At 64.2% G+C, this 19858-nt stretch carries 18 protein-coding genes; 11 read left to right on the top strand and 7 right to left on the bottom strand.

Going from position 1 to position 19858, the window contains the following annotated elements:
- The first annotated feature begins 4 nt into the window (after positions 1-4).
- From AC4FWB_RS16840 to AC4FWB_RS16875, 8 genes are all read left to right on the top strand, one after another.
- Complete coding sequence (locus AC4FWB_RS16840; protein WP_491027360.1) at positions 5-760, top strand: ABC transporter ATP-binding protein; 756 nt, start codon at positions 5-7, stop codon at positions 758-760.
- Positions 757-1485, top strand: coding sequence for an ABC transporter ATP-binding protein (locus tag AC4FWB_RS16845; protein ID WP_491027362.1), 729 nt, complete (start codon positions 757-759; stop codon positions 1483-1485). Before AC4FWB_RS16840 ends, AC4FWB_RS16845 begins: the two co-directional genes overlap by 4 nt.
- The gene (locus tag AC4FWB_RS16850; protein ID WP_491027363.1) at positions 1482-2399 is read left to right on the top strand and encodes a branched-chain amino acid ABC transporter permease; all 918 of its coding nucleotides are present in this window, start codon (positions 1482-1484) and stop codon (positions 2397-2399) included. The genes AC4FWB_RS16845 and AC4FWB_RS16850 overlap by 4 nt, the downstream gene beginning before the upstream one ends.
- Before the next feature lies 1 nt (position 2400).
- The gene (locus AC4FWB_RS16855; protein WP_491027364.1) at positions 2401-3501 is read left to right on the top strand and encodes a branched-chain amino acid ABC transporter permease; all 1101 of its coding nucleotides are present in this window, start codon (positions 2401-2403) and stop codon (positions 3499-3501) included.
- A gap of 89 nt (positions 3502-3590) precedes the next feature.
- A complete protein-coding gene (locus AC4FWB_RS16860) occupies positions 3591-4700 on the top strand; it encodes an ABC transporter substrate-binding protein (RefSeq protein ID WP_491027365.1) in 1110 nt (369 codons plus the stop codon).
- Positions 4701-4803: 103 nt separating this feature from the next.
- Positions 4804-6201: an aminotransferase gene (locus tag AC4FWB_RS16865; RefSeq protein WP_491027366.1), complete on the top strand. Its 1398-nt coding sequence runs from the start codon at positions 4804-4806 to the stop codon at positions 6199-6201.
- A 27-nt stretch (positions 6202-6228) separates the two neighbouring features.
- Positions 6229-7659 (top strand): NAD-dependent succinate-semialdehyde dehydrogenase, encoded by a 1431-nt coding sequence (locus AC4FWB_RS16870; RefSeq protein ID WP_491027367.1) that lies wholly within the window; start codon positions 6229-6231, stop codon positions 7657-7659.
- A 47-nt stretch (positions 7660-7706) separates the two neighbouring features.
- A complete protein-coding gene (locus AC4FWB_RS16875; RefSeq protein WP_491027368.1) occupies positions 7707-8981 on the top strand; it encodes an SDR family oxidoreductase in 1275 nt (424 codons plus the stop codon).
- An 18-nt stretch (positions 8982-8999) separates the two neighbouring features.
- On the opposite strand, the gene AC4FWB_RS16880 is transcribed toward AC4FWB_RS16875, so the two are convergent.
- The gene (locus tag AC4FWB_RS16880) at positions 9000-10007 is read right to left on the bottom strand and encodes an AraC family transcriptional regulator (protein ID WP_491027420.1); all 1008 of its coding nucleotides are present in this window, start codon (positions 10005-10007) and stop codon (positions 9000-9002) included.
- Positions 10008-10119: 112 nt separating this feature from the next.
- Positions 10120-11037, bottom strand: a complete 918-nt coding sequence (locus tag AC4FWB_RS16885; protein WP_491027369.1) for an SMP-30/gluconolactonase/LRE family protein — start codon at positions 11035-11037, stop codon at positions 10120-10122.
- 85 nt (positions 11038-11122) lie between these two features.
- Here AC4FWB_RS16885 and AC4FWB_RS16890 point away from each other — a divergent pair, with 85 nt between their 5' ends.
- From AC4FWB_RS16890 to AC4FWB_RS16900, 3 genes are read left to right on the top strand one after another with little or no spacing between them, the layout of a single operon-like run.
- Complete coding sequence (locus AC4FWB_RS16890) at positions 11123-12472, top strand: acyclic terpene utilization AtuA family protein (protein WP_491027370.1); 1350 nt, start codon at positions 11123-11125, stop codon at positions 12470-12472.
- A complete protein-coding gene (locus tag AC4FWB_RS16895; RefSeq protein ID WP_491027371.1) occupies positions 12462-12821 on the top strand; it encodes an AtuA-related protein in 360 nt (119 codons plus the stop codon). Before AC4FWB_RS16890 ends, AC4FWB_RS16895 begins: the two co-directional genes overlap by 11 nt.
- The gene (locus AC4FWB_RS16900; protein ID WP_491027372.1) at positions 12821-13552 is read left to right on the top strand and encodes an IclR family transcriptional regulator; all 732 of its coding nucleotides are present in this window, start codon (positions 12821-12823) and stop codon (positions 13550-13552) included. The genes AC4FWB_RS16895 and AC4FWB_RS16900 overlap by 1 nt, the downstream gene beginning before the upstream one ends.
- Positions 13553-14184: 632 nt before the next feature.
- On the opposite strand, the gene AC4FWB_RS16905 is transcribed toward AC4FWB_RS16900, so the two are convergent.
- From AC4FWB_RS16905 to pqqB, 5 genes are all read right to left on the bottom strand, one after another.
- Positions 14185-16080: a TPR end-of-group domain-containing protein gene (locus AC4FWB_RS16905; RefSeq protein WP_491027373.1), complete on the bottom strand. Its 1896-nt coding sequence runs from the start codon at positions 16078-16080 to the stop codon at positions 14185-14187.
- Between the two features lie 504 nt (positions 16081-16584).
- Positions 16585-17772, bottom strand: coding sequence for a pyrroloquinoline quinone biosynthesis protein PqqE (gene pqqE, locus AC4FWB_RS16910; RefSeq protein WP_491027374.1), 1188 nt, complete (start codon positions 17770-17772; stop codon positions 16585-16587).
- The gene (gene pqqD, locus AC4FWB_RS16915) at positions 17769-18065 is read right to left on the bottom strand and encodes a pyrroloquinoline quinone biosynthesis peptide chaperone PqqD (protein WP_491027375.1); all 297 of its coding nucleotides are present in this window, start codon (positions 18063-18065) and stop codon (positions 17769-17771) included. Before pqqD ends, pqqE begins: the two co-directional genes overlap by 4 nt.
- Positions 18062-18820 (bottom strand): pyrroloquinoline-quinone synthase PqqC, encoded by a 759-nt coding sequence (gene pqqC, locus AC4FWB_RS16920; RefSeq protein ID WP_491027377.1) that lies wholly within the window; start codon positions 18818-18820, stop codon positions 18062-18064. The genes pqqD and pqqC overlap by 4 nt, the downstream gene beginning before the upstream one ends.
- Positions 18817-19755 (bottom strand): pyrroloquinoline quinone biosynthesis protein PqqB, encoded by a 939-nt coding sequence (pqqB, locus tag AC4FWB_RS16925; RefSeq protein WP_491027379.1) that lies wholly within the window; start codon positions 19753-19755, stop codon positions 18817-18819. The genes pqqC and pqqB overlap by 4 nt, the downstream gene beginning before the upstream one ends.
- Positions 19756-19858: the final 103 nt, after the last annotated feature.

Raw genomic sequence — 19858 nt, forward strand, 5'->3', positions numbered from 1 at the left:
CGGGATGGGTGAGCTTGCCCTCCAATCGGTCGACCTGGCCTTCGGCGGACTGAAGGCCCTGCGCGGCGTGTCGCTCGTTCTGGGCGGGCGCGGGGTCATCGGGCTGATCGGGCCGAACGGAGCCGGCAAGACCACCTGCATCAACGTCATGACTGGGATGATCGCCCCCACTGCGGGGACCATCACCCTGGACGGCGACAGCATCCTCGGCCTCGCGCCAAGCGAATTGCGCCGCCGCGGCATCAGCCGGACGTTCCAGGCCGGCCGCCTGTTTTCCGCGCTGACGGTGCACGAAAATGTCGCGGCGGCGGCGGTCGGTCTCGGCAAGTCGCGCGGCCAGGCCGATCTCGCGGCCGACGCCACGCTCGATTGGATGGGCATCGCAGCACTTGGCGAGCGGCGGGCGGCAACGCTCTCCTATGCGGACCAGCGGCGGACCGCGATCGCGCGCGCCCTGGTCGAGAAGCCCGCCTTCCTTCTGCTCGACGAGCCGGCGGCCGGCATGTCGCAGCAGGAGGCCACCGAGCTTGGTGTCCTGATCCGCCGCATCCACCAGGAGTTGGGTGTCGCGGTCCTGCTCGTGGAGCACAACATCACGCTCGTCCTTTCGGTCTGCGACCACATCCATGTGCTCGACAGCGGCGCCGAGATCGCCGCCGGCGCGCCGGACGCGATCCGCGCCAGCGCGGCTGTGCGCGAGGCCTATCTCGGCACGTCGCTGGAGCGCCAGGAAGCGGCACGGGCGGAGGTTGCGGCATGACGATGCTCTCGCTTCACGACGTCAGTGTCAGCTACGGACCGCTCACCGCCATCCGCGATGTCTCGCTCGACGTGGAGCCTGGCGAGATTGTTTTCCTTGCCGGCCCGAACGGCGCCGGCAAGTCCACCCTGATGCGGGCGATTGCCGGCGTGCTGGCGCCGAGCCAGGGCAGCATCGCCATCGCAGGGAAGTCGACGGCCGGCCTGCGCAGTGAAGCAATCGTGCGGCTTGGCTTCACGCTGGTGCCGGAAGGCCGCGAGATCTTCGGTTCGCTGTCGGTCGCCGAGAACCTCGCCATTGGCGCTTACCTACGTAGCGACCGCGCAGGGATACAGGAGGATATGGACTTCGTCCTGGCGGAACTGCCGGCGCTGAAGCCGCGGCTGCACGATCCTGCGGGCCTTTTGTCCGGCGGCCAGCAGCAGATGCTGGCGGTCGGGCGAGCGCTGATGACGCGCGCCTCGCTGATCGCCATCGACGAGCCATCGCTCGGCCTCGCGCCGAAGCTGATCGACCAGGTCTACGATATCCTGCTGGCGCTGCGGGCAAAGCGCGACCTCACGCTCCTCATCGCCGAACAGAGTTTCCTGCGCGCCGTCGAGGTCGATGCGCGCCTGCTCATGCTGCGCAGCGGCCATGTCGTGCGCTCCGGCAAGGCGCGTGACCTGGCGGCGGAAAGATCGCTCGAGGGCAGCTTCTTCGGTTTCGAAGGAGCGGCCGCATGATGCTCAACCTGGCGCAGAACCTGATCGACGCGCTGAGCCTCGGCAGCATCTATGCGCTCACCGCGCTTGGCATCGGCATGATCTTCAGCGTCATGCGCCTCGTCAATTTCGCGCAGGGCAACTACATCGCCTTCTGCGCCTTTGCGCTGCTGGTGCCGGCAGGCGAGGGCATCTCGCGCCCGTTCATAGGCCTTCTGCCCGGCTGGGCGCTGGTGCCGGTCGTGCTCGCCATCGGCGTGCTGCTGGCCATGGCGTCGGAGGTGCTGCTTTTCCGCCACCTGCGCGGCGCGCAGCCGGCGACGATGATGATCGCGTCCTTCGGGCTCGGCTCGGCGCTGCAGAACCTGCTGCTGATGATGTTCGGCAGTCGTCCGATCGCGCTCGATCTGTGGCCGGCGCTGACGCAGCCGGTCATGTTCGGCGGCCTCATGGTGCCGCGACTGCAACTCGTCATCCTGGCGGTCACCGCGCTTGCTCTCCTGGCGCTCACCCTCTTCCTGCAGCGCACGCGTTTCGGCACCGCCATGCGGGCCTCGTCGGAGAACTTCCTCATGGCGCGCATGCTGGGCGTGCCGGCCGACCGGGTCATCCTCGCCGCCTTCGGCATTTCCGGCGCGCTCGCCGCCACCGCCAGCCTGCTCACCTTGCCGCAGACCGGCATCGCCGACATCCGAATGGGTGACGGCATCCTGCTCGTCGCCTTCGTCGCCACCGTCGTCGGCGGGCTCGGCAGCCTCACCGGCGCCGTCGTCAGCGCCTATTTGATCGGCCTTGCCAGCGTCTTCCTGCAGATCGCCCTGCCGCTCGCGGCGCGTCCCTATCGCGATGCTTTCGTCTACGCGGCGGTGATCGTCGTGCTCATGCTGAAGCCGGACGGCCTGTTCTCGGCCGGCAGCCGGTCGCAGAGGATCTGAGATGAGCGTGGGCCGCCCCCTTCAGCGTCTCGTCGCCAGGCATGCGACGCCGGTCATTTTGTCCCTGGCGCTGCTCGTCGCGGTTCTGCTGCTTACAGGCTTTGCTTCGCCGCTCATCGTGCGCGTTGGTATCGGCACGCTGATCAGCGTCGTGCTCGTGGTGGGGCTTTTCATCTTCGTTGGGAACTCCGGCATTCTGAGTTTCGGCCACCTCGGCTTCGCGACCGTCTCTGCCTACGCCACCGCCTGGCTGACCATGCGGCCGGCGATGAAGCAAATGCTGCTGCCTGGGCTGCCGGAGATCATCCTCGCTGCGCAATTGCCCTCCTTAGTTGCCACGATCGCGAGCGGACTGCTGGCGGCGCTGGTGGCGCTTGCCAGCGGCGTCCTCATCATGCGGCTTTCGGGGGTAGCCGCATCGATCGCCACGCTCGCCCTGCTCGCCATTATCAATACGGTCTATGCCAATTCCGACCCGATCACTGGCGGCGTCGGATCGCTGGCCGGCATCCCGACCGGCCTCGGCATCTGGACTGTGCTCGGTTGGGCAATCTTTGCCATTCTTGTTGCGCATGTCCATGCTACGTCAGCGGCTGGGCTGGCGCTGAGATCGTGCCGGGAAGATCCGATCGCGGCTCAAGCTTGCGGCATACGTGGTTTTCGCGTTCGCCTGCTCGCCTATGTGTTGAGCGGCTTCGTCTGCGGCATCGCTGGCAATCTCCAAGCGCGCTATCTCGGCGTCATCAGCCCGGATTCTTTCTATTTCGGGGCGACGCTGCTCGCCCTCGCCATGCTGATCGTCGGCGGCATGCTCAGCCTGACTGGCGCCGTGGCTGGAGTGCTGGCGATCTCGGCAGCGATGGAAGTTCTGATCCGGCTGGAAGGCAGCGTCGAGCTGTTCGGCTTCAGCTTCAGCATCCCTGCCGGGACCGCGAACTTCCTGATCGCGGCCGCAATGTGCGTGGCGCTTGTGAAGCGTCCGCAAGGTCTCGTCGGCGATCGCGAGATCACACTGCCCGCTTCCCTGCTCGGGAAGCTCGATCGCGACCTGAGCAACTCAAAAAACAACGTTGGGACAACCACAGTGGAGCACACACTATGAAGGGGAATATGCTTCTGCGCGGCCTCGCAGCGACCTGCGCCGGTCTTGGCCTAATATCCGCAACTGTAGCTCCGGCCTTTGCCGAAGATATGAAAGTCGGTTTCGCGATCGCCCAATCGGGCTGGATGGAAGCCTACGACAAGGGCGCGACTCAGGCCGCGCTGCTTGCGATCGAGGAGATCAACGCCAAGGGTGGGCTGCTCGGCCAAACCTTGAAGCCGGTGATCGAGGACACCCGCACCGACCTTGCCCATGCAGCTCAGGCCGCCCAGACGTTGCTCGCTGACGGCGTCGGTGTGATGATCGTCAGTTGCGACTACGACATGGGCTCGCCCTCGGCGTTGGCCGCCGAGTCGGCAGGCACTATCTCGATCTTCTTGTGCGCCGCCGACATCAAGGCCGGCGTTCAAGGCATCGGTCCACATTCCTACAGCGCCTCTTCGGTTGCCAATGCCGAGGGCGCGACAATGGCCGAGTGGTCCTACACCAAGCGCAAGGCGCGCACCGGCTACCTGCTGGTCGATACCAGCATCCAGTATGATCGCAGCCTGTGCGCCGGTTTCGACTGGCAGTTCCCGCAGCTCGAGGGCGCCAAGGTCGTCGGCCAGGACACGTTCAAGAACGGCGATACCAGCATTGCCTCGCAGATCACCCGCATCAAGGCGCTGCCAGCGCAGCCCGACGTCATCATGCTGTGCTCCTACATCCCGGGCGCCGCCAGCGTGGCGCGCCAGCTGCGCGCGGCCGGCATCACCTCCACGATCCTGAACGGGACGGCGATGGACGGCGACTACTGGCTGGACTCCACTCCGGGTCTGAAGGATTTCGTCGGCCTGGCGAAGGGGTCCTTCCGCGGCGACGATCCGCGCGCCGACGTCAACGCCTTTGTCGAGCGCTACAAGGCAAAATACGGCGCGCCGCCGGTCAACCAGAGCGTCTTCGACGGCTATGTCGCTATCCAGCTGTGGGCAAAGGCTGTCGAGAAAGCCGGGAGCTTCGATTCCGATGCCGTGGTCAAGGTGCTCGATACCTACAAGGACGAGCCCTCGCTGCTCGGCCCACGCACTTTCACGCCCGACGTCCACATCCAGACGCAGATTCCGTTCCTGGTGACGGACGTGGTCGACGGCAAGTCGAAGGTGATCGACCAGTTCACGATCTCGAAGAACATCCCGCTGGACGTGCTGCTGGCGAAATGACACCGCGGGGGCCGGCTTAGCCGCCGGCCCCCAATCCGAAACTCAAAACGAGGCGCGCGACGTCATGCGCCGCGCGACGAATGCCTTTTTCCTGGAGGACGCCATGACCGTTTCGATCCCCAACTCGACCGCTGCGCGCGACAAGGCTTTCGCCTTGCATCCCTTTGTCGATCCGCTCGCCAACATCGAGCCTTTCGTGGTCACGCGCGGCAAGGGTGTCCGGGTCTTCGACGAGGAGGGACGAGGTTATATCGATGCGGTCGCCGGCCTGTGGTGCGCTTCGCTCGGCTTCGACAATGAGCGACTGGCGCGCGCGGCCTATGAGCAGATGCGCAAGCTGCCCTTCTATCACGCCTTCACCGGCAAGACGAACCAGCCGCTGGTCGACCTGTCGGAGCGATTGGTGCAACTCGCGCCATCGCCGATGAGCAAGGTCTTCCTCGCCAATTCCGGCTCGGAGGCGAACGACACCGCCATCAAGTTGATCTGGTACTACAACAACGCGCTTAAGCGGCCCGAGAAGAAGAAGATCATCGGCCGTGTGCGCGGCTATCACGGCATCACGCTGGCGACGGCCTCCGTCACCGGCCAGGTGATCAACCACACCTCGTTCGACGTGCCGCTGGCGCGCTTCCACCACGTACAGACGCCGCTCTTCTACCACAACGGTCTGCCCGACGAGAGCGAGGAGGATTTCGCCAGCCGCTGCGCCAAGGAACTTGACGATCTGATCGTCGCCGAGGGGCCGGACACGGTCGCGGCGATGTTCATGGAGCCGATCATGGGCGGCGGCGGGGTGATCGTCCCGCCACGCACCTACTACGAGAAGATCCAGGCGGTGCTGCGTCGCCACGACGTGCTGGTGGTGGCCGACGAGGTGATCTGCGGCTTTGGCCGCACCGGCTCGTATTGGGGGTCGCAGACCATGGGGATCGAGCCGGATATCCTGACCTGCGCCAAGGCGCTGTCAGCAGCCTTCCTGCCGATCAGCGCCGTGCTGATCGGAAGGAAGATCGTCGATGCGGTCGCCGAGGAGACGCACGCGATTGGGACCTTCGGCCACGGCTTCACCTATTCCGGCCATCCTGTGCCGGCCGCGGTCGCGCTCGAGACGCTCAAGATCTATGAGGAGGAGAACATCATATCGCGGGTGGCCGAGACCGGTGAGTTCCTGCAGGCAGAGCTGAAGAGGCGCCTCGGCGACCATCCGCTGGTCGGCGATGTCCGTGGCGCCGGCCTGATCGCCGGCGTCGAGATCGTCGCCGACAAGGCGGAGCGGCGCAATTTCGCCACCGCCGACAGGATCGGCCCGACGCTGGTGCGCTTGTGCGAGGCGAACGGGGTGATCCTGCGCTCCTGCCCTAACGACACGATCGCGCTCAGCCCGCCGCTGATCATCAGCAGGGCCGAAATCACCGAGATCATCGACAAGATGGAAGCCGGCCTCGACCTGATCCACTCGACGCTGCGCAGCGGCAAGCCCGCTACAGCAGCCGCCTAGTCGTCGCCATCCCTTCAGGAGGTTTCCATGACCGCTTCTTTCTACATCGACGGCGAGTGGACGCGTGGCTCAGCCACGCGGTCCGCGCCGGTATTCGACCCTGCCACCGGTGCGACCCTCGGTGAGGTTCCCTTCGCAGAGACGGCCGACCTCGATCGCGCACTTGAAGCCGCCCAGCGCGGCTTCAAGCTGTGGCGCGACAAGAGCGCCTTCGATCGCTCTGCCATCATCCGCAAGGCGGCGACGCTGCTGCGCGAGCGGCACGAGATGGTGGCTGCAGCGATCAGCCGCGAAATGGGCAAGCCGCTTGCCGAGGCGCGTCTCGAAGCGGTGATCGCCGCCGACCATATCGACTGGAACGCGGAAGAGGGCCGTCGCGCTTATGGCCGCGTCATTCCCGGGCGCGGCCCCGACATCACCCAGACGGTGTTGAAGGAACCGGTGGGACCGGTGGCTGGCTTTAGCCCTTGGAACTTTCCGGTGACCCAGCTCGTGCGCAAGATCGCGGCCGCGCTTGCGGCAGGCTGCTCGATCATCGCCAAGGCGCCGGAGGAGACGCCGACCTCGACCATGGAACTGGTGCGTTGCTTCGCCGATGCGGGCGTGCCGGCCGGCGTCGTCAACCTCGTCTTCGGCGTCCCGGCGGAAATCTCGGAATATCTGATCCCATCGCCGGTCATCCGCAAGATATCGTTCACCGGCTCGGTGCCGGTCGGTCGCCATCTCGGCGCGCTCGCCGCCCGCTATGTCAAGCGCTCAACGATGGAACTCGGCGGCCATGCCCCATTCATCGTCGCCGACGACGTAGACGTTGGTAAGGTCGCCGGCCTCGCTGTCGCAATGAAGTTCCGCAACGCCGGCCAGGTCTGTGCCTCGCCGACGCGCTTCCTCGTCCATGAGCGCGTCTTCGACGGTTTCGTCGCGGATTTCGTCGCCCGCAGCGCGGCGATCAAGGTCGGTCCGGGCCTGTCGCCGGAGAGCCAGATGGGCGCACTGGCGCACGGCCGCAGGCCGGACGCGGTTGAGGCTTTCGTGCAGGACGCCAGGGATAAAGGAGCCTCCGTGCGCACCGGCGGGCGTCGCCTCGGCAATGAAGGCTACTTTTACGCACCGACCGTGCTCACCCATGTGCCGCTCGGCGCGCGGATTATGAACGACGAGCCGTTCGGACCTGTCGCAGTGATCAATCCCGTCTCGTCGCTGGACGAGGCGATCGCCGAGGCGAACCGCCTGCCCTATGGCCTCAGCGCCTACGCTTTCGCGAATGGTCTGGAAGCCGCCGACCGTATCGCCAACGAGGTGGAGGCCGGTACCATATCGCTCAATCATTTCGGCCTTGCGATGCCCGAGACGCCGTTCGGTGGCGTCAAGGACAGCGGCTGGGGCAGCGAAGGTGGGCTGGAAGGGCTGCAGGCCTATCTCCAAGACAAGTTCGTCACCCGCAAGCGCGCCGCCTGAGCGGGCTAAGTCCTGTAGTTTGATGGCCGTCGATGAGAGAGAAGCCCATGACTACACAGGTCATTCAGTCCCGTGGCATCTATCATGGGCTTCCCACCTATCCAGAGACGCTTCGAGGGCTGACGGCAATCGTTGCCGGCGCAAATGGCATCTCCGGCTCGTACATCGTCAGAGTGCTGGCTCAGTCGCCGCAGCGCTGGTCGAAAATCTGGGCCATTTCGCGCCGGCCGGCGACGAGCGAGACCCCTGGGCCCGGGGTCGAGCATATGGCGATGGATCTGCTCGATGCCTCGCCGCAATCCATTGCCGCGCAGCTGACGGCGAAGGACGTGAAAGCGGACTACGCCTTCTTCTGCGCCTACCTGCAGCCACCGGCCGAACCGGGCAGGACGATCTGGGAAGACGCCGAACGATTGACCGAGGTCAATCTCAAGCTGCTGCAGAATTTTCTCGAGGCGCTGGTCCTTGCAGACTCCCTGCCAAGGCGCGTGCTGGTGCAGTTCGGCATGAAATATTACGGCGTGCATCTTGGCCCGGTCACATATCCGCAGGAAGAGACCGATCCAAGGGTGGGCGAGGGGCTCGAGCCGAATTTCTATTACGCGCAGCACGACTATCTGAAGGCGTTCTGCGCGCGGCACGGCATCAGTTGGGTGGAGACACGCCCGGGCTGGGTGCTTGGCGCCGTGCCCGACGCCGCGATGAACATCACGCTGCCGCTGGCTATGTATGCCTCGATCCGCAGGCACATGAACGAGCCGCTGGTGTTTCCTGGCGATCTCGCCGCCTGGGAATGCCCGGCGACGAATTCGTCGGCGATGCTGAACGGCTACATGGCTGAATGGGCGGTGCTGTCGGAGACCACCGCCAACGAGAGCCTCAACATGACGGACGACAGCGCCTTCACCTGGGGCAGGCTATGGCAGAAGCTGGCCGGCTGGTACGGCATCGATTACACGCCGCCGTCCGACGACGTTTCGGCCTACCGGCAGGTCGATTTCAAATATGATCCGCCGCGCGGTTTTGGACCGAGAGGCCGCATGCGGTTCACCTTCACCTTTTCGGAATGGGCGAAGCGTCCGGCGGTGCAGGAGGCCTGGGCGGAACTCGCGCGCCTGCACGGCCTGGCCCCAGTGCGTCTGACCGACATCGACCGCATCTTCGGCCTGCTCGACTATATCCTGTCGGCCGTTCCGCAGCTCCTCAACGCCGACAAGGTAAAGCGCCTCGGCTTCTTCGGCACGGTCAGCAGCTATGAAAGCTACCGCTCGGTGATCAATGAGATGGCCGGCATGAAGATGTTGCCGCCGCTGGGCCACTGATCACGCAAATGCCGCTGACTACCGCGCCTTCTTGCGCAACGGGCTTCGGCTTGGCGCGCCGCCGGTCCAGGCCCGGAAGGCGCGCGAAAAGACCGAGCCATCGGCATAGCCGGCGCTGATGGCGATCTCTGTGATCGAGTTGATGCGCCCCTGCGCGAGCAGGTTCTCGGCCACGCGCTGGCGCTCTTGTCGCACAATGTCGCGAAAGCTCGTGCCCCGCTCCGCCAGCGCGCGCTGCAGGCTGCGTACCGGCATGTCGAGCTTGGCCGCCACGTCGCCGATCTGGACCGTCCGTCGCCCCATCGACTGAGCAACGATCAGGCTGGCCTGGCGCACCAGATCCTCGCCATGCGTGGTCGCTTGGCGGGCGAGTTGAAGATGCGCTTCGACAATCGGCAGCAGGGCGTAGCTCACCCGCTCGGAACGAAGCATCAGGTCCTGCCGGGCGATCACCAGCTTGTTGACGGGCTGGTCGAAGAAGACCGGCGCTCGAAAGATACCCTCGTAGACACGGGCCCGCGAAGGGTTGGAATGTCCGAGATGGACTTCCGTTGGCGCCCAGGCCCGCCCCATGCGGGTGCGGATCAGGCTACACATATTGGCCAGGGAATATTCGACGTCCTGTCTTGTCGAAACGCCGAGCTGATGCACGCGATAGACATAGTCGGCGCCCTCGGGCGTGTCGATGAATTCGAGTTCCCAGCCTTCCTGCATCGACGCGCCCCAATGCGAGAAATGCAAAAGCGCCTCGCGCAGGGTGCGCGACGTGGCCATCAGCAGGCCGAGCGAACCGACCTGCTCCTGGCGGATCTCCGCGCCGATTCTGAGGCCGAGACAGGGGTCGCCGACGAGATCGGCCGCCTGCTGCTGGACCGCCAGGAAGGTCGCAAACGGCAGCCGGAAATGCGGTTCGACGAGGTCGGAACTCTTCAGCCCGTGCGCTGACAGCATCTGCGTCGCGTCATGGCCTCTCGCCTCGACGGCCTCGACAAAGGGCAAGAGCAGATAACTCCTGATCAGATGCACAGCGCTCAACGGCGATCTCCACGCTCGGATGCGATTGGACCAAATTTTGCCGGCTTCGCCAAGCTTTGCGTGCGGGCGTATCGGGCGCTTGTATGTGTGTGCAGTGGCCGACCTATTTGTGGGAGTAGAGCGTGACGCCTGGAGTCGGCAAGTCAACTCTGAGGATCACCGCCTGCTCGGCTTCAGTGATGAACAAGGTGCGTCGCTCCGCACCGCCATAGGCAATGTTGGTGGTGCGGAGCCCGGCCGAGGACCGGATCCGGAACAGCGGCTCACCCAGGCGGCTGAACAGCCAGACCGTCCCAGCCCCGGCGTGCACGACGGCGAGATTGCCGTCCTCGTCGAGCGCCATGCCGTCCGGTCCTGTGGGGCTGCCGGACAGCTGCAGGAATATGCCTGCCTTGTGAATGCCGGCATGGCCGGGCAGCAGCGGCAACGACAGCACCTGGTTGGTTCGCGTCACGGCGACGTAGAGCAGTGTTTCCTCGCGGTTGAGCACGAGACCGTTCGGACCGGCCAGGCCCTCCATGATGAGGTCGAGCTCACCCGTGGCGCGCAGCCGGAAGACCCGGCCGAACGGCGCCTCCAGCGCGCTGTCGCCCTGGTCGGTGAAGTAAAGGTCGCCGGTGGAGGAGAAGGCGAGGTCGTTGAGGCCGTGGAAACAGTCGGAGCCCGGGCCAGCCAGCCGTGTTTCGCGGGTTCCGGCGACGGGATCGAAGACCAACAGGCCGTGAATGCGGTCGGCCACGAAGATGCGGCCGTCGCGGTGGATCTTCAGGCCGTTCGGCTCGCCCTCATAATCGGCGAAGACAGTGGCTTCACCGGTTGGCGAAAAGCGGAATATGCGACCATGGGCAAGGTCGACCGTATAGAGATTTCCGTGCCTGTCGAACGATGGGCCTTCGAGGAACGAATGCAGCGGTCCGCCGCGCCGCGTCGCGATCCAGCGGCTGGTTTCACCGCTGCGGTACAGACTGTGGGGCACCCGGTAAGCGATTTCCGTGCGGATTTCCGTGGCTGGTGGGTACACGCCGGCCTCCAACAGATGTGCATTGATCCGCGCCTATTTTGATCTTATAGTTTGAAATACGCAACAAGAGTCTGGATTTTAGGACATGACCGAGATCGTTCGAATCGGCAGCGGTGCGGGCATGGCCGATGACCGGATTGCGCCGGCGCAGGCAATCGCCGAGCGTGGAGGGCTCGACTATCTGGTGATGGAATGCCTTGCCGAGCGCACCATCGCCCGCGAGACGCTAGACCGCTCCAAGGATCCGACGCGCGGCTATACGCCCTCGCTGCGCCAGCGCATCCGCTCAGTGCTGCCGGCTTGCCGTGCCAATGGCGTGCGTATTGTGACCAATATGGGCGCCGCCAATCCGAAGGGTGCAGCCGCAGCTATCGCGGAAGAGGCCGAAGCGTTGCGGCTTGCGCAGCCGTCCTGCGCCGTTGTGCTTGGCGACGATGTCTCGGATCTGCTGCATCAGCACGGTAGCCTGACGACGCTGGAGGACGGCCTGCCGCTGGAGGAAATCCTGCCGAGAATGGCCTCGGCCAACGCCTATCTCGGCGCCGATGCGGTGCGTGTCGCGCTTGATACGGGCGCGGAGATCGTGGTCACGGGGCGAGTTGCCGATCCGTCTTTGTTCCTGGGGCCGATGCTGCATCATTTCGGCTGGTCCTATGACGATCTCGATCGCCTGGCCGCCGGCACCGTCACTGGCCATCTGCTGGAGTGCTCCGGCCAGCTCACCGGCGGTTGCTTCGCCGACCCCGGCCGCAAGGAGGTCGAGGACCTCGCGGGCCTCGGCTATCCCTTCGCCGACGTCACACGTGACGGGAAGGTCATCCTGTCGAAAACGCCGCAGAGCGGCGGCCGGCTGGACCGCGCTACATGCACGGAGCAGCTCCTCTATGAGATCCACGATCCGTCGCGCTACATCACGCCGGACTGCGTGCTCGACATCACTGGTGTCGATTTCATCCAGCGCGGCAGGGAGCGCGTCGAAGTCATCGGCGCCGCCGCCCGCCCGCGCACCGACAGCTACAAGGTGGTCGTAGGTTATTTCGACGGCTACATCGGCATCGGCGAGATGGGCTTTGCCGGGATCAACGCGGTTGCGCGCGCGCGCCTCGGTGCGGAAGTGGTCAGGGAAAGGCTCCACAGCCTTGGCTATGCCTATCCGGAAATGCGGGTCGACCTTATCGGCATTTCGAGCCTCCACGGCGAGGATCCTTTCCGCCCGGAGCCGTACGAGGTCAGGCTGCGGGTCGCCGCGCGGAGCGCCGACCGCAACGCGGCCGCCGCCGTTGGCGCCGAAGTGCGCGGCCTGCACATGCAGGGTCCAGCCGGCGCGGGCGGCGGCTACAGCCTGGGCGTCCAGGAGGTCCTGGCGGTGAAGTCGGTTCTGCTGCCGCGCCGTCACGTTAGGCCTCGGGTGGAGGTAGTCGGCCATGTGCAATGAAGGCGCGTCATACAAGAATGCGACCCGCACCCGCGTTTACGACCTTGCGCATTCTCGCGCCGGGGACAAGGGCAACACGTCGAACGTCTCGGTCATTGCCTATGACGAGAAGGCCTGGAACATCCTGCGCAAGTGTCTGACGGCGGAACGCGTCACGGAAGCCTTCCGCCATGTCGCGGCAGGCCCGGTGCGCCGTTATGAACTGCCGAAATTGTGGGCACTGAACTTCGTCATCGAGAATGCACTAGGGGGCGGCGTGACGCGGTCGCTGGCGCAAGATCCGCATGGCAAGAGCCTGAGCACGTTGATGCTGACGATCGAGCTGGGCGAGGCGGAGCGCGGGGATTGATGGACAAGACACTGCGCAAGGGCCTGCAACTCCTCGAAGCGCTTGCCGTCAGCAATGCGCCGCGAGGTGCCACCGAACTCGGCCGCGAACTGGATCTGACGCGCTCGAATGTCTCGCGCCTGCTCGGTACGCTCGCAGATCTCGGCTATGTGCGCCGTGCCGATGAATCCGGCCGATACTTAGCGACCCTGAAGGCTTGGGAAACCGGCATGCGCATCATGAGTCGTGATCCGCTCCGACGCACCGCGCAGCCTTTTCTGCGTGCGCTCCATGCCGATACCGGTCTCAATGTCTTCCTCGCCGTACTCGACGGCGACGACGTCCTCTACCTCGACAAGGTCGAAGCCGAGACCATCTCGCACGTGTCGGCACAGCCGGGTACGCGCCTGCCGGCGTTCCTGATTTCGTCCGGGCGTGCAATGCTGGCCTGGCAGGAACCCGATGCTGTGGCAACCAAGGTTGCCGCCCATCCGCGCGCCGGCGGGCTGGACATCGGCGCCTTCGAGGCAGATCTGGCGCTGTCGCGGGAGCGCGGCTGGGCAATGACGGTGGACGGTTCCCGCGAAGGTGTCATCAGCCTCGCGGCACCGGTTTTCGCCTCCGAGCGAGCAGTCGCGGCCGTCGCCATGTCGGGACCCAAGGCCGATCTTGACCAGGCACGGCGTGCAGCCGCTCTACCTGCGCTACTCAATGCGGCGGCCAGAATATCAGAGGCGCTCGGTCATCTTTGAGAAGCTTCAAAAGGTGTTGGTGCCAGCGTTGAATGCGGCAAAAACCTTTAGCGCTTTTATGGGAAAGTTCCCTGTTAGGGCTGCGGATATTTCCCTGTTAGCCAAACTAGGGAAAATCCACCTAAAGCATTGAATCCACTACACGATTTCGGGTGAAAAATAGCTCTGGCACCTAAAAATACCGAAAACTCGCTGTTTTTGCGCGTCTAACAGGGAAAATCAGACAGAGACTGGTTCGCATGTGACTGCCAGCGCCACCAACAATTTAAACGTTTGATTTTATTGTATTCTCCAGCCATTTTGGACTCGAACCCCTTGGGGTCTTTGTAGAATCGGAAGCCCCACGGGGCGTTGGTTGGTAAGGCTTCTTCCATGCCGGCCTCGAGAACCTGAATGACTCAACAGGCCCTTTGACGTGACGGGAGCCGAATCTCCCAGGAAGGCGCGGGGAGACATCGCAGCGGGTCAAAAGGTGTCGGGGCGTAATCAGTCGGTGAAGATTGCCCCAGAAGCTGGGCAGCATGCGGCTTGCGTCACTCGGCGGCGCAGCGTCACCGACCGGCGCGACGCGGCCCTTCGGAATCGGAAGTCATGACCTAAAGCCGTCTCGCAGTCCCGAGCGGGACATGGCTCTAAGCCCCGGAAGGCCGTCCTTCGATTCCGCTTCCCGATTGGCCTTCTGCCTTCGCCAAACCGACCTCCAGGCGCTCGATCAGCGCCCGATAGCGCGGATGATCGCGCACAGGATTCATATCCACGTCCTGCGCCATCCAGTGCACTTGCTGCAATCCGAGCTGCGGCACGCAGTGCTCCAGCGTGTCGATCGCCTTTTCGACGGCGCCGATCGCCGCCAGGAAACACGCGACATTGTAGTGGCTGTTATAGTCCGCCGGGTCGATGGTGATCGCGCGCTCGGCCCACTGGAGGGCGCGTTCGTCCAGGCCGAGATTGTGGAGGATGTAACAACCATAGGCATAGGCTGCCCCATCGTCCGGATAGAGCTGCATGGCTTTCTCGATGCGGGTCAGCAACGCCCCTGAAAGCCTGCGGGCTTCCTCCTCGTCGCCCAAGGTCTTGCGGCAATCCCAGAGCATGCACATCGCACCGTAGCTGTTGCGGTCAACCTCCGCCGCCTTCTCGTAGGTGGCCGCGGCCTCTGCAAACTTGCGCTCCATACGCAGCACGTCGCCCAAGGTCCTGTGCGCCTCGTAGAGATCGGGATCGAGCGCGATTGCTCGCCGGCAGGCGGCGCCCGCGAGCTCGATTTGCTCCTTCTGGAAAAGCGCCATCGCGTGGGCCACGTGCGCTTCCGCCAGCGTCGAGTCCAAGGCCAGCGCGCGCTGCGCCTCGGCGTTCAAGGTGACAAGGTTTGCGCTGGGATCTCCGGATCTCAGCAACATGCCTTCAGCCAGCGCCAGCCCGGCCCGCGCCAGCGCGTACTTGGGATCGATCTCGAGCGCCCGCTGGTAGAGGCGTCGGGCGGAAAGGTGATTGCGACGGCCCAGGCGCAAGAAATGCTGCCGTCCCATGAGGTAATATTGATAGGCTTCGACATTCTCGGTCGTGCGTTTGCCGATGGCAGCATACTCGGCCGGCATCAGCCGGATCTTCAGGGCATCGACGATGGCCCGCGCGATCTCGTCCTGGAGCGCAAATATGTCGTTGAGATCACGGTCGTAGCGCTCGGCCCACACATGATGCCCACTCATCCCGTCGATCAGCTGCGCGGTGATGCGAACGCGACTACCCGCCTTGCGTACGCTGCCTTCCAACACATGCGAAACGCGCAATTGCCGCGCCGCTTCGCCGACATCCATCGACCTGCCTTTGAGGGCAAAGGTGGTGTTGCGCGCGGTGACTGCCAGCGCCCCGACCTTGCTGAGGTCCGTAATGATGTCCTCGGTGATGCCGTCAGAGAAATATTCCTGCTCTGGGTCGCCGCTCATGTTGGTGAAAGGCAGCACCGCGATCGATGGTCGGTTGCGGAACAGAAGCGCATCCTTGGCCGACGGCACGGACGAGCTGGTAGGGGATTGCTCGATGGACATGACACGGTAAGCGCGTACCGGCTCCGCAATGTTGTGAACCCGTTGCTCGCCGATATCCGTATAGACGTATTCGAGTTTGCCTTTTACTTGATCGTAAATGGCGCGCCCGATGCAAACGCCGCCAGGCTCCGCGAGCTTTTCAAGCCGTGCCGCGATGTTCACACCGTCTCCGTATATCGTGTCGTCTTCGACGATCACGTCGCCGAGGTTTACGCCCATACGGAAGGCCATACGCCGGTTTTCGGGGAGCCCGGCGTTCTCGCCGCCCAGCTCGCGCTGCAGCTCGATCGCACACTGCACGGCATTGACGGCGCTCCCAAACTCGATCAGCAGGCTGTCCCCGGCCGAGCCGACGATGCGTCCGTGGAACCGGGCGATTTTGGGCTCGAATACCTCAGATCGGAGCCGCCTCAGCCGTCCCAGCGTTCCCGACTCGTCGGCCGCCATCAGCCGCGAGTAACCTGCCACGTCGGCAGCCAAGATCGCTGCAAGCCTGCGTTGCTCTTCTCGCAAGGGACGGACCTCCCGCCAGTTGGAACAATCTAAGCCTAAGAAACGGCGCGAGCGAGCCCTTGTTCGGACGCCTGGAATCCGAAATTGGCGTCAGGGAAGCATATCGTAGCGAAATTCGACTGCGCGGCAGGTCGCAGAACCATACGGAACAATGCGGGAAGACTTTTGATTTAAACCCACAAAATAATCAATGAAATCAACAATTTGAGCACATCCTCCGGGCTCGCCATTGTCGTTGTTTGTCAATGATTTAACGATCTTTTCTTTCTTCAGCTAGCCAAGTCTCGGTGGCGAACCTTTACGCATCGCTTTGATTTTGTGGACTTGTGGTGGGCTACCGAGGCCCCGTCAGAGGCAAAGGACCACGGTTAGCAATAGGCCCGCGTCGTGTCGCCAATCCGCAGCGCTGATGGCTCATCTCGGCCATTCGGCGCTCCTTGGTCCAGGCCAATCGCAACGCATCCGACATGATCAGCGGCTCCGCAATGTCGCCATCGACGGTGGTTGGTGAATGGGCGGGTGGTCGGGTACGTCCGGCCGAGTTGTGGCGCCTATCCGCCGGAAAATGAAATTCTCCGCGCCGTTTTCATCTGCCCCGGGCGTGGCCTCCGCCAACGCGGCGTCGATCAGCATCGCCATGCGAGTGTGGATCGGCGACTTGATGCAGGCTGGATCCGTAGCCGCGGCGTCGCCGGCAATCGCCATCGCCTGACATCTGCAGCCGCCCCAGTCGACCTCGCGACGCTCGCAGCTTCGACACGGCTCCTGCATCCACTCGGTGCCGCGGAAGGCGTTGAATGCCGGTGAATCGGTCCAGATTTCGGCAAGCGTGCGCTCTCCGAAGCGCTCGAAGCGAAGCGAAGGAATGGTCTGCGCGGCATGGCACGGCAGCACCATGCCGTCCGGGGCGACCATGAAGGCGTCGCGCGCCCAGCCGCCCATGCACGGTTTGGGATAGGTGGCAAAATAGTCCGGCGTGACGAAATCGATGTTGATGACGCCGGCGAGCCGCTCGCGCGCCGCCGCGACGATGTCGGCCTGCCGGTCGACCGCAGCAAGATCGGGCATCAGCGCATCGCGATTGGCCAGCGCCCAGCCGGCATACTGGACATTGGCGATCTCAAGCCGCTCCGCGCCCAGCGAAAGGGCAAGATCGATGAACTCCGGCACTTCCTCGATATTGTGACGGTGGATTGGCGCATTGATGGTAAGCGGCAGGCCGACCGCCCGCGCGCGGCGTGCCGTCTCCAGCTTCTTTTGGTGGCTGCCCTGATGGTTGCCGATGCGATCGGTGGTTGCCGGCCGGGCGCCCTGAAAGCTCAGTTGCAGGTGGTCGAGCCCGGCTTCGGCAAACGCCTCGATGCGGCCTTCGGCTATGCCGATACCGGCGGTGATGAGGTTGGCGTAGACGCCGCGCGCCGAAAGCCCGGCGATCAATTGCTCCAGGTCTCGGCGCAGCGTCGGCTCGCCGCCGGAAAGATGCACCTGCAGAACACCGAGATCGGCGGCCTGCGAGAAGAGATCGAGCCAGGTCTGCGTGTCGAGCTCGCGATTGGCTTTCAGCAATTCGAGCGGGTTGGAGCAATAAGGGCACTGCAGCGGGCAGCGATGCGTCAGTTCCGCCAGCATGCCGATCGGAGGGAGAATGGGCTCGCTCATAGCTTCACCAAAAGCTTGTCCGACCATTCCTGCAGGAAGGCGATGACGTCGGCCGCCACGGCCTCCTGCTCGGCGTCATAGTCGGCCGCAAGATCGGCGATGATGTGGCCGACCGTGGACTGCCCGTCGCAGCGGCGCAATATGTCGAGGCTGATCTCGTTCGGCCAGAATACCTTCTCCGGCGAGAGCACGGCGAAGGCCTGCCGCACGGGGTCGTACTGTATGCGCACATGCTTCGGCAGCGATGGCACCGATTGCAACGACACTATGGCCCTTTCGCGCAGCGCCATCATGAGGCTGCCTGCGGGCGGAAGGCGCCGGGCGGTATGTTTCCCGGCGCGCCATAAGCATGTTGAAGCGCGTCGAGCATGGCCCAGAGTATATCGCATTTGAACACAAGCGCATCGATCGCCTGTTGCTGGCGCTCCGCCGTATCGGCATGGGCCAGCACATAGGCGAGGGCGAAGTCGGCGTCGCGCGATGCCTGCTCGGGCCGCCGGCTGAAATAGGCCAGCGTATCCTCGGTGATGTAGTCGTATTTCGCCAGCATCGCCGGCACCCGCTCGCCGATGATGAGCGGCGAGAACATCTCGGTCAGCGAAGACGCGACCGCCTCGAGCAGCGTCCGGTTCGTGCAGAAGGAAAGGTACGCGCCGACGGCGAAACGGGTCGCCGGCAGCGCCAGCCTTTCGCTCTTGACGGCTTCGGCATCGAGCCCGAGCGAGGTTGCCAGATGCAGCCAGCGCGCGATGCCGCCGCTCCAGCCGTCCTCGCCGTCGTGGTCCTGGATGCGTTTGCGCCAGGCAGCGCGAAACGCCGGATCCTCGGCATGTGCCAGGATCATGGCGTCCTTGCGCGGAATGACGGCCTGGTAGCAATAGCGGTTCAGCGCCCAGGCCTGCATTTCGGCCTTCGACAGGGCGCCGCCGGTCATTCTGTGATGGAAGGGATGGCGGTTGTGATAGCGCTCGTCACCGACCCGCCGCAGCACGGCCTCGAGCTCGCTCTTGGACAGGCCACCTCTGGCCGCGTCGCGGAAATCGCTCAAAATTCCATCTCCATGCCATCGCTGGCGACTTCCCAGCCAGCCGCTTTGACCGCCGCGTGTTCGGCGGAATTCTCGTCGAGAACAGGATTGGTGTTGTTGATATGGACGAAGATACGGCGGCCGATCCTCACATCGGCCAGGCTGGCAATCGAACCCGCCTCTCCAGACATTGCGATGTGCCCCATGCGCGCACCGGTTTTCTGGCCGACGCCGGCAATGATCATCTCGTCGTCCGTGTAGACGGTGCCGTCGAACAGAAGGCAGGCGGCCTCGGCCACGCGAGTGCGCAGGGAGGCATCGATGCGCGCGCAGCCCGGGATGTAGAAGACAGCGCCGCGACTGCCGACACCGGCGATGCGGACTCCGATCGTATCGCCCGTGTCGGAGCTGAAATCGGCGCTGGGATCGCCGCTTTGCTCGAGATAGAGCGCGATCTTCCCGGGCACGGGAAAGGCGTCGACGACCACGCCGGTCTCATGGCCGTCCGCATTGCAGATCGCCAGTTCCTCCGTTGGCGCCAGAAGGCGCCGCGGCACGATCGCCGGATCGAGAACATTGAAAATCGAATTCGCCTCCAGCGTCGCCAGCACCTGTGCCGTTGCATAGATTGCGAAAGGCTGTCGCTCACGCAGGCTGAGCAGGCCGGCGATATGGTCTATGTCGGCATTGGTCAGTACCACCGCGCGGATAGGCGTCGAACGCAGCGGCGCGTCGGCTGCTGGCTGCAGTTCAGGCGTTTGCGCAATCTGCTGGCGAATGTCGGGCGACGCGTTGAAGAGAACCCAGCCTGTCCCGTCCGCGGATGCGGCGATGCATGATTGGGTTCGTGAATGCACGCTGGACATCCCGGCGCGAGCCGCGCGGCTCAGGCGATAGTTGCAATTCCATTGCGGAAAGCCGCCTCCCGCCGCCGATCCGATGATCTTCACGCGCATGGCAGTGCCTGCTCCGCGGCCCATTTGGCCGGCAGAAAACTCACGGCGGTAAACAACTTCGCGCCCGCCTTTCCCGCGGCAAAGCCCGTCGCCAAGACCTCAC

Source organism: Mesorhizobium sp. LEGMi-168a (genome assembly GCF_058312955.1).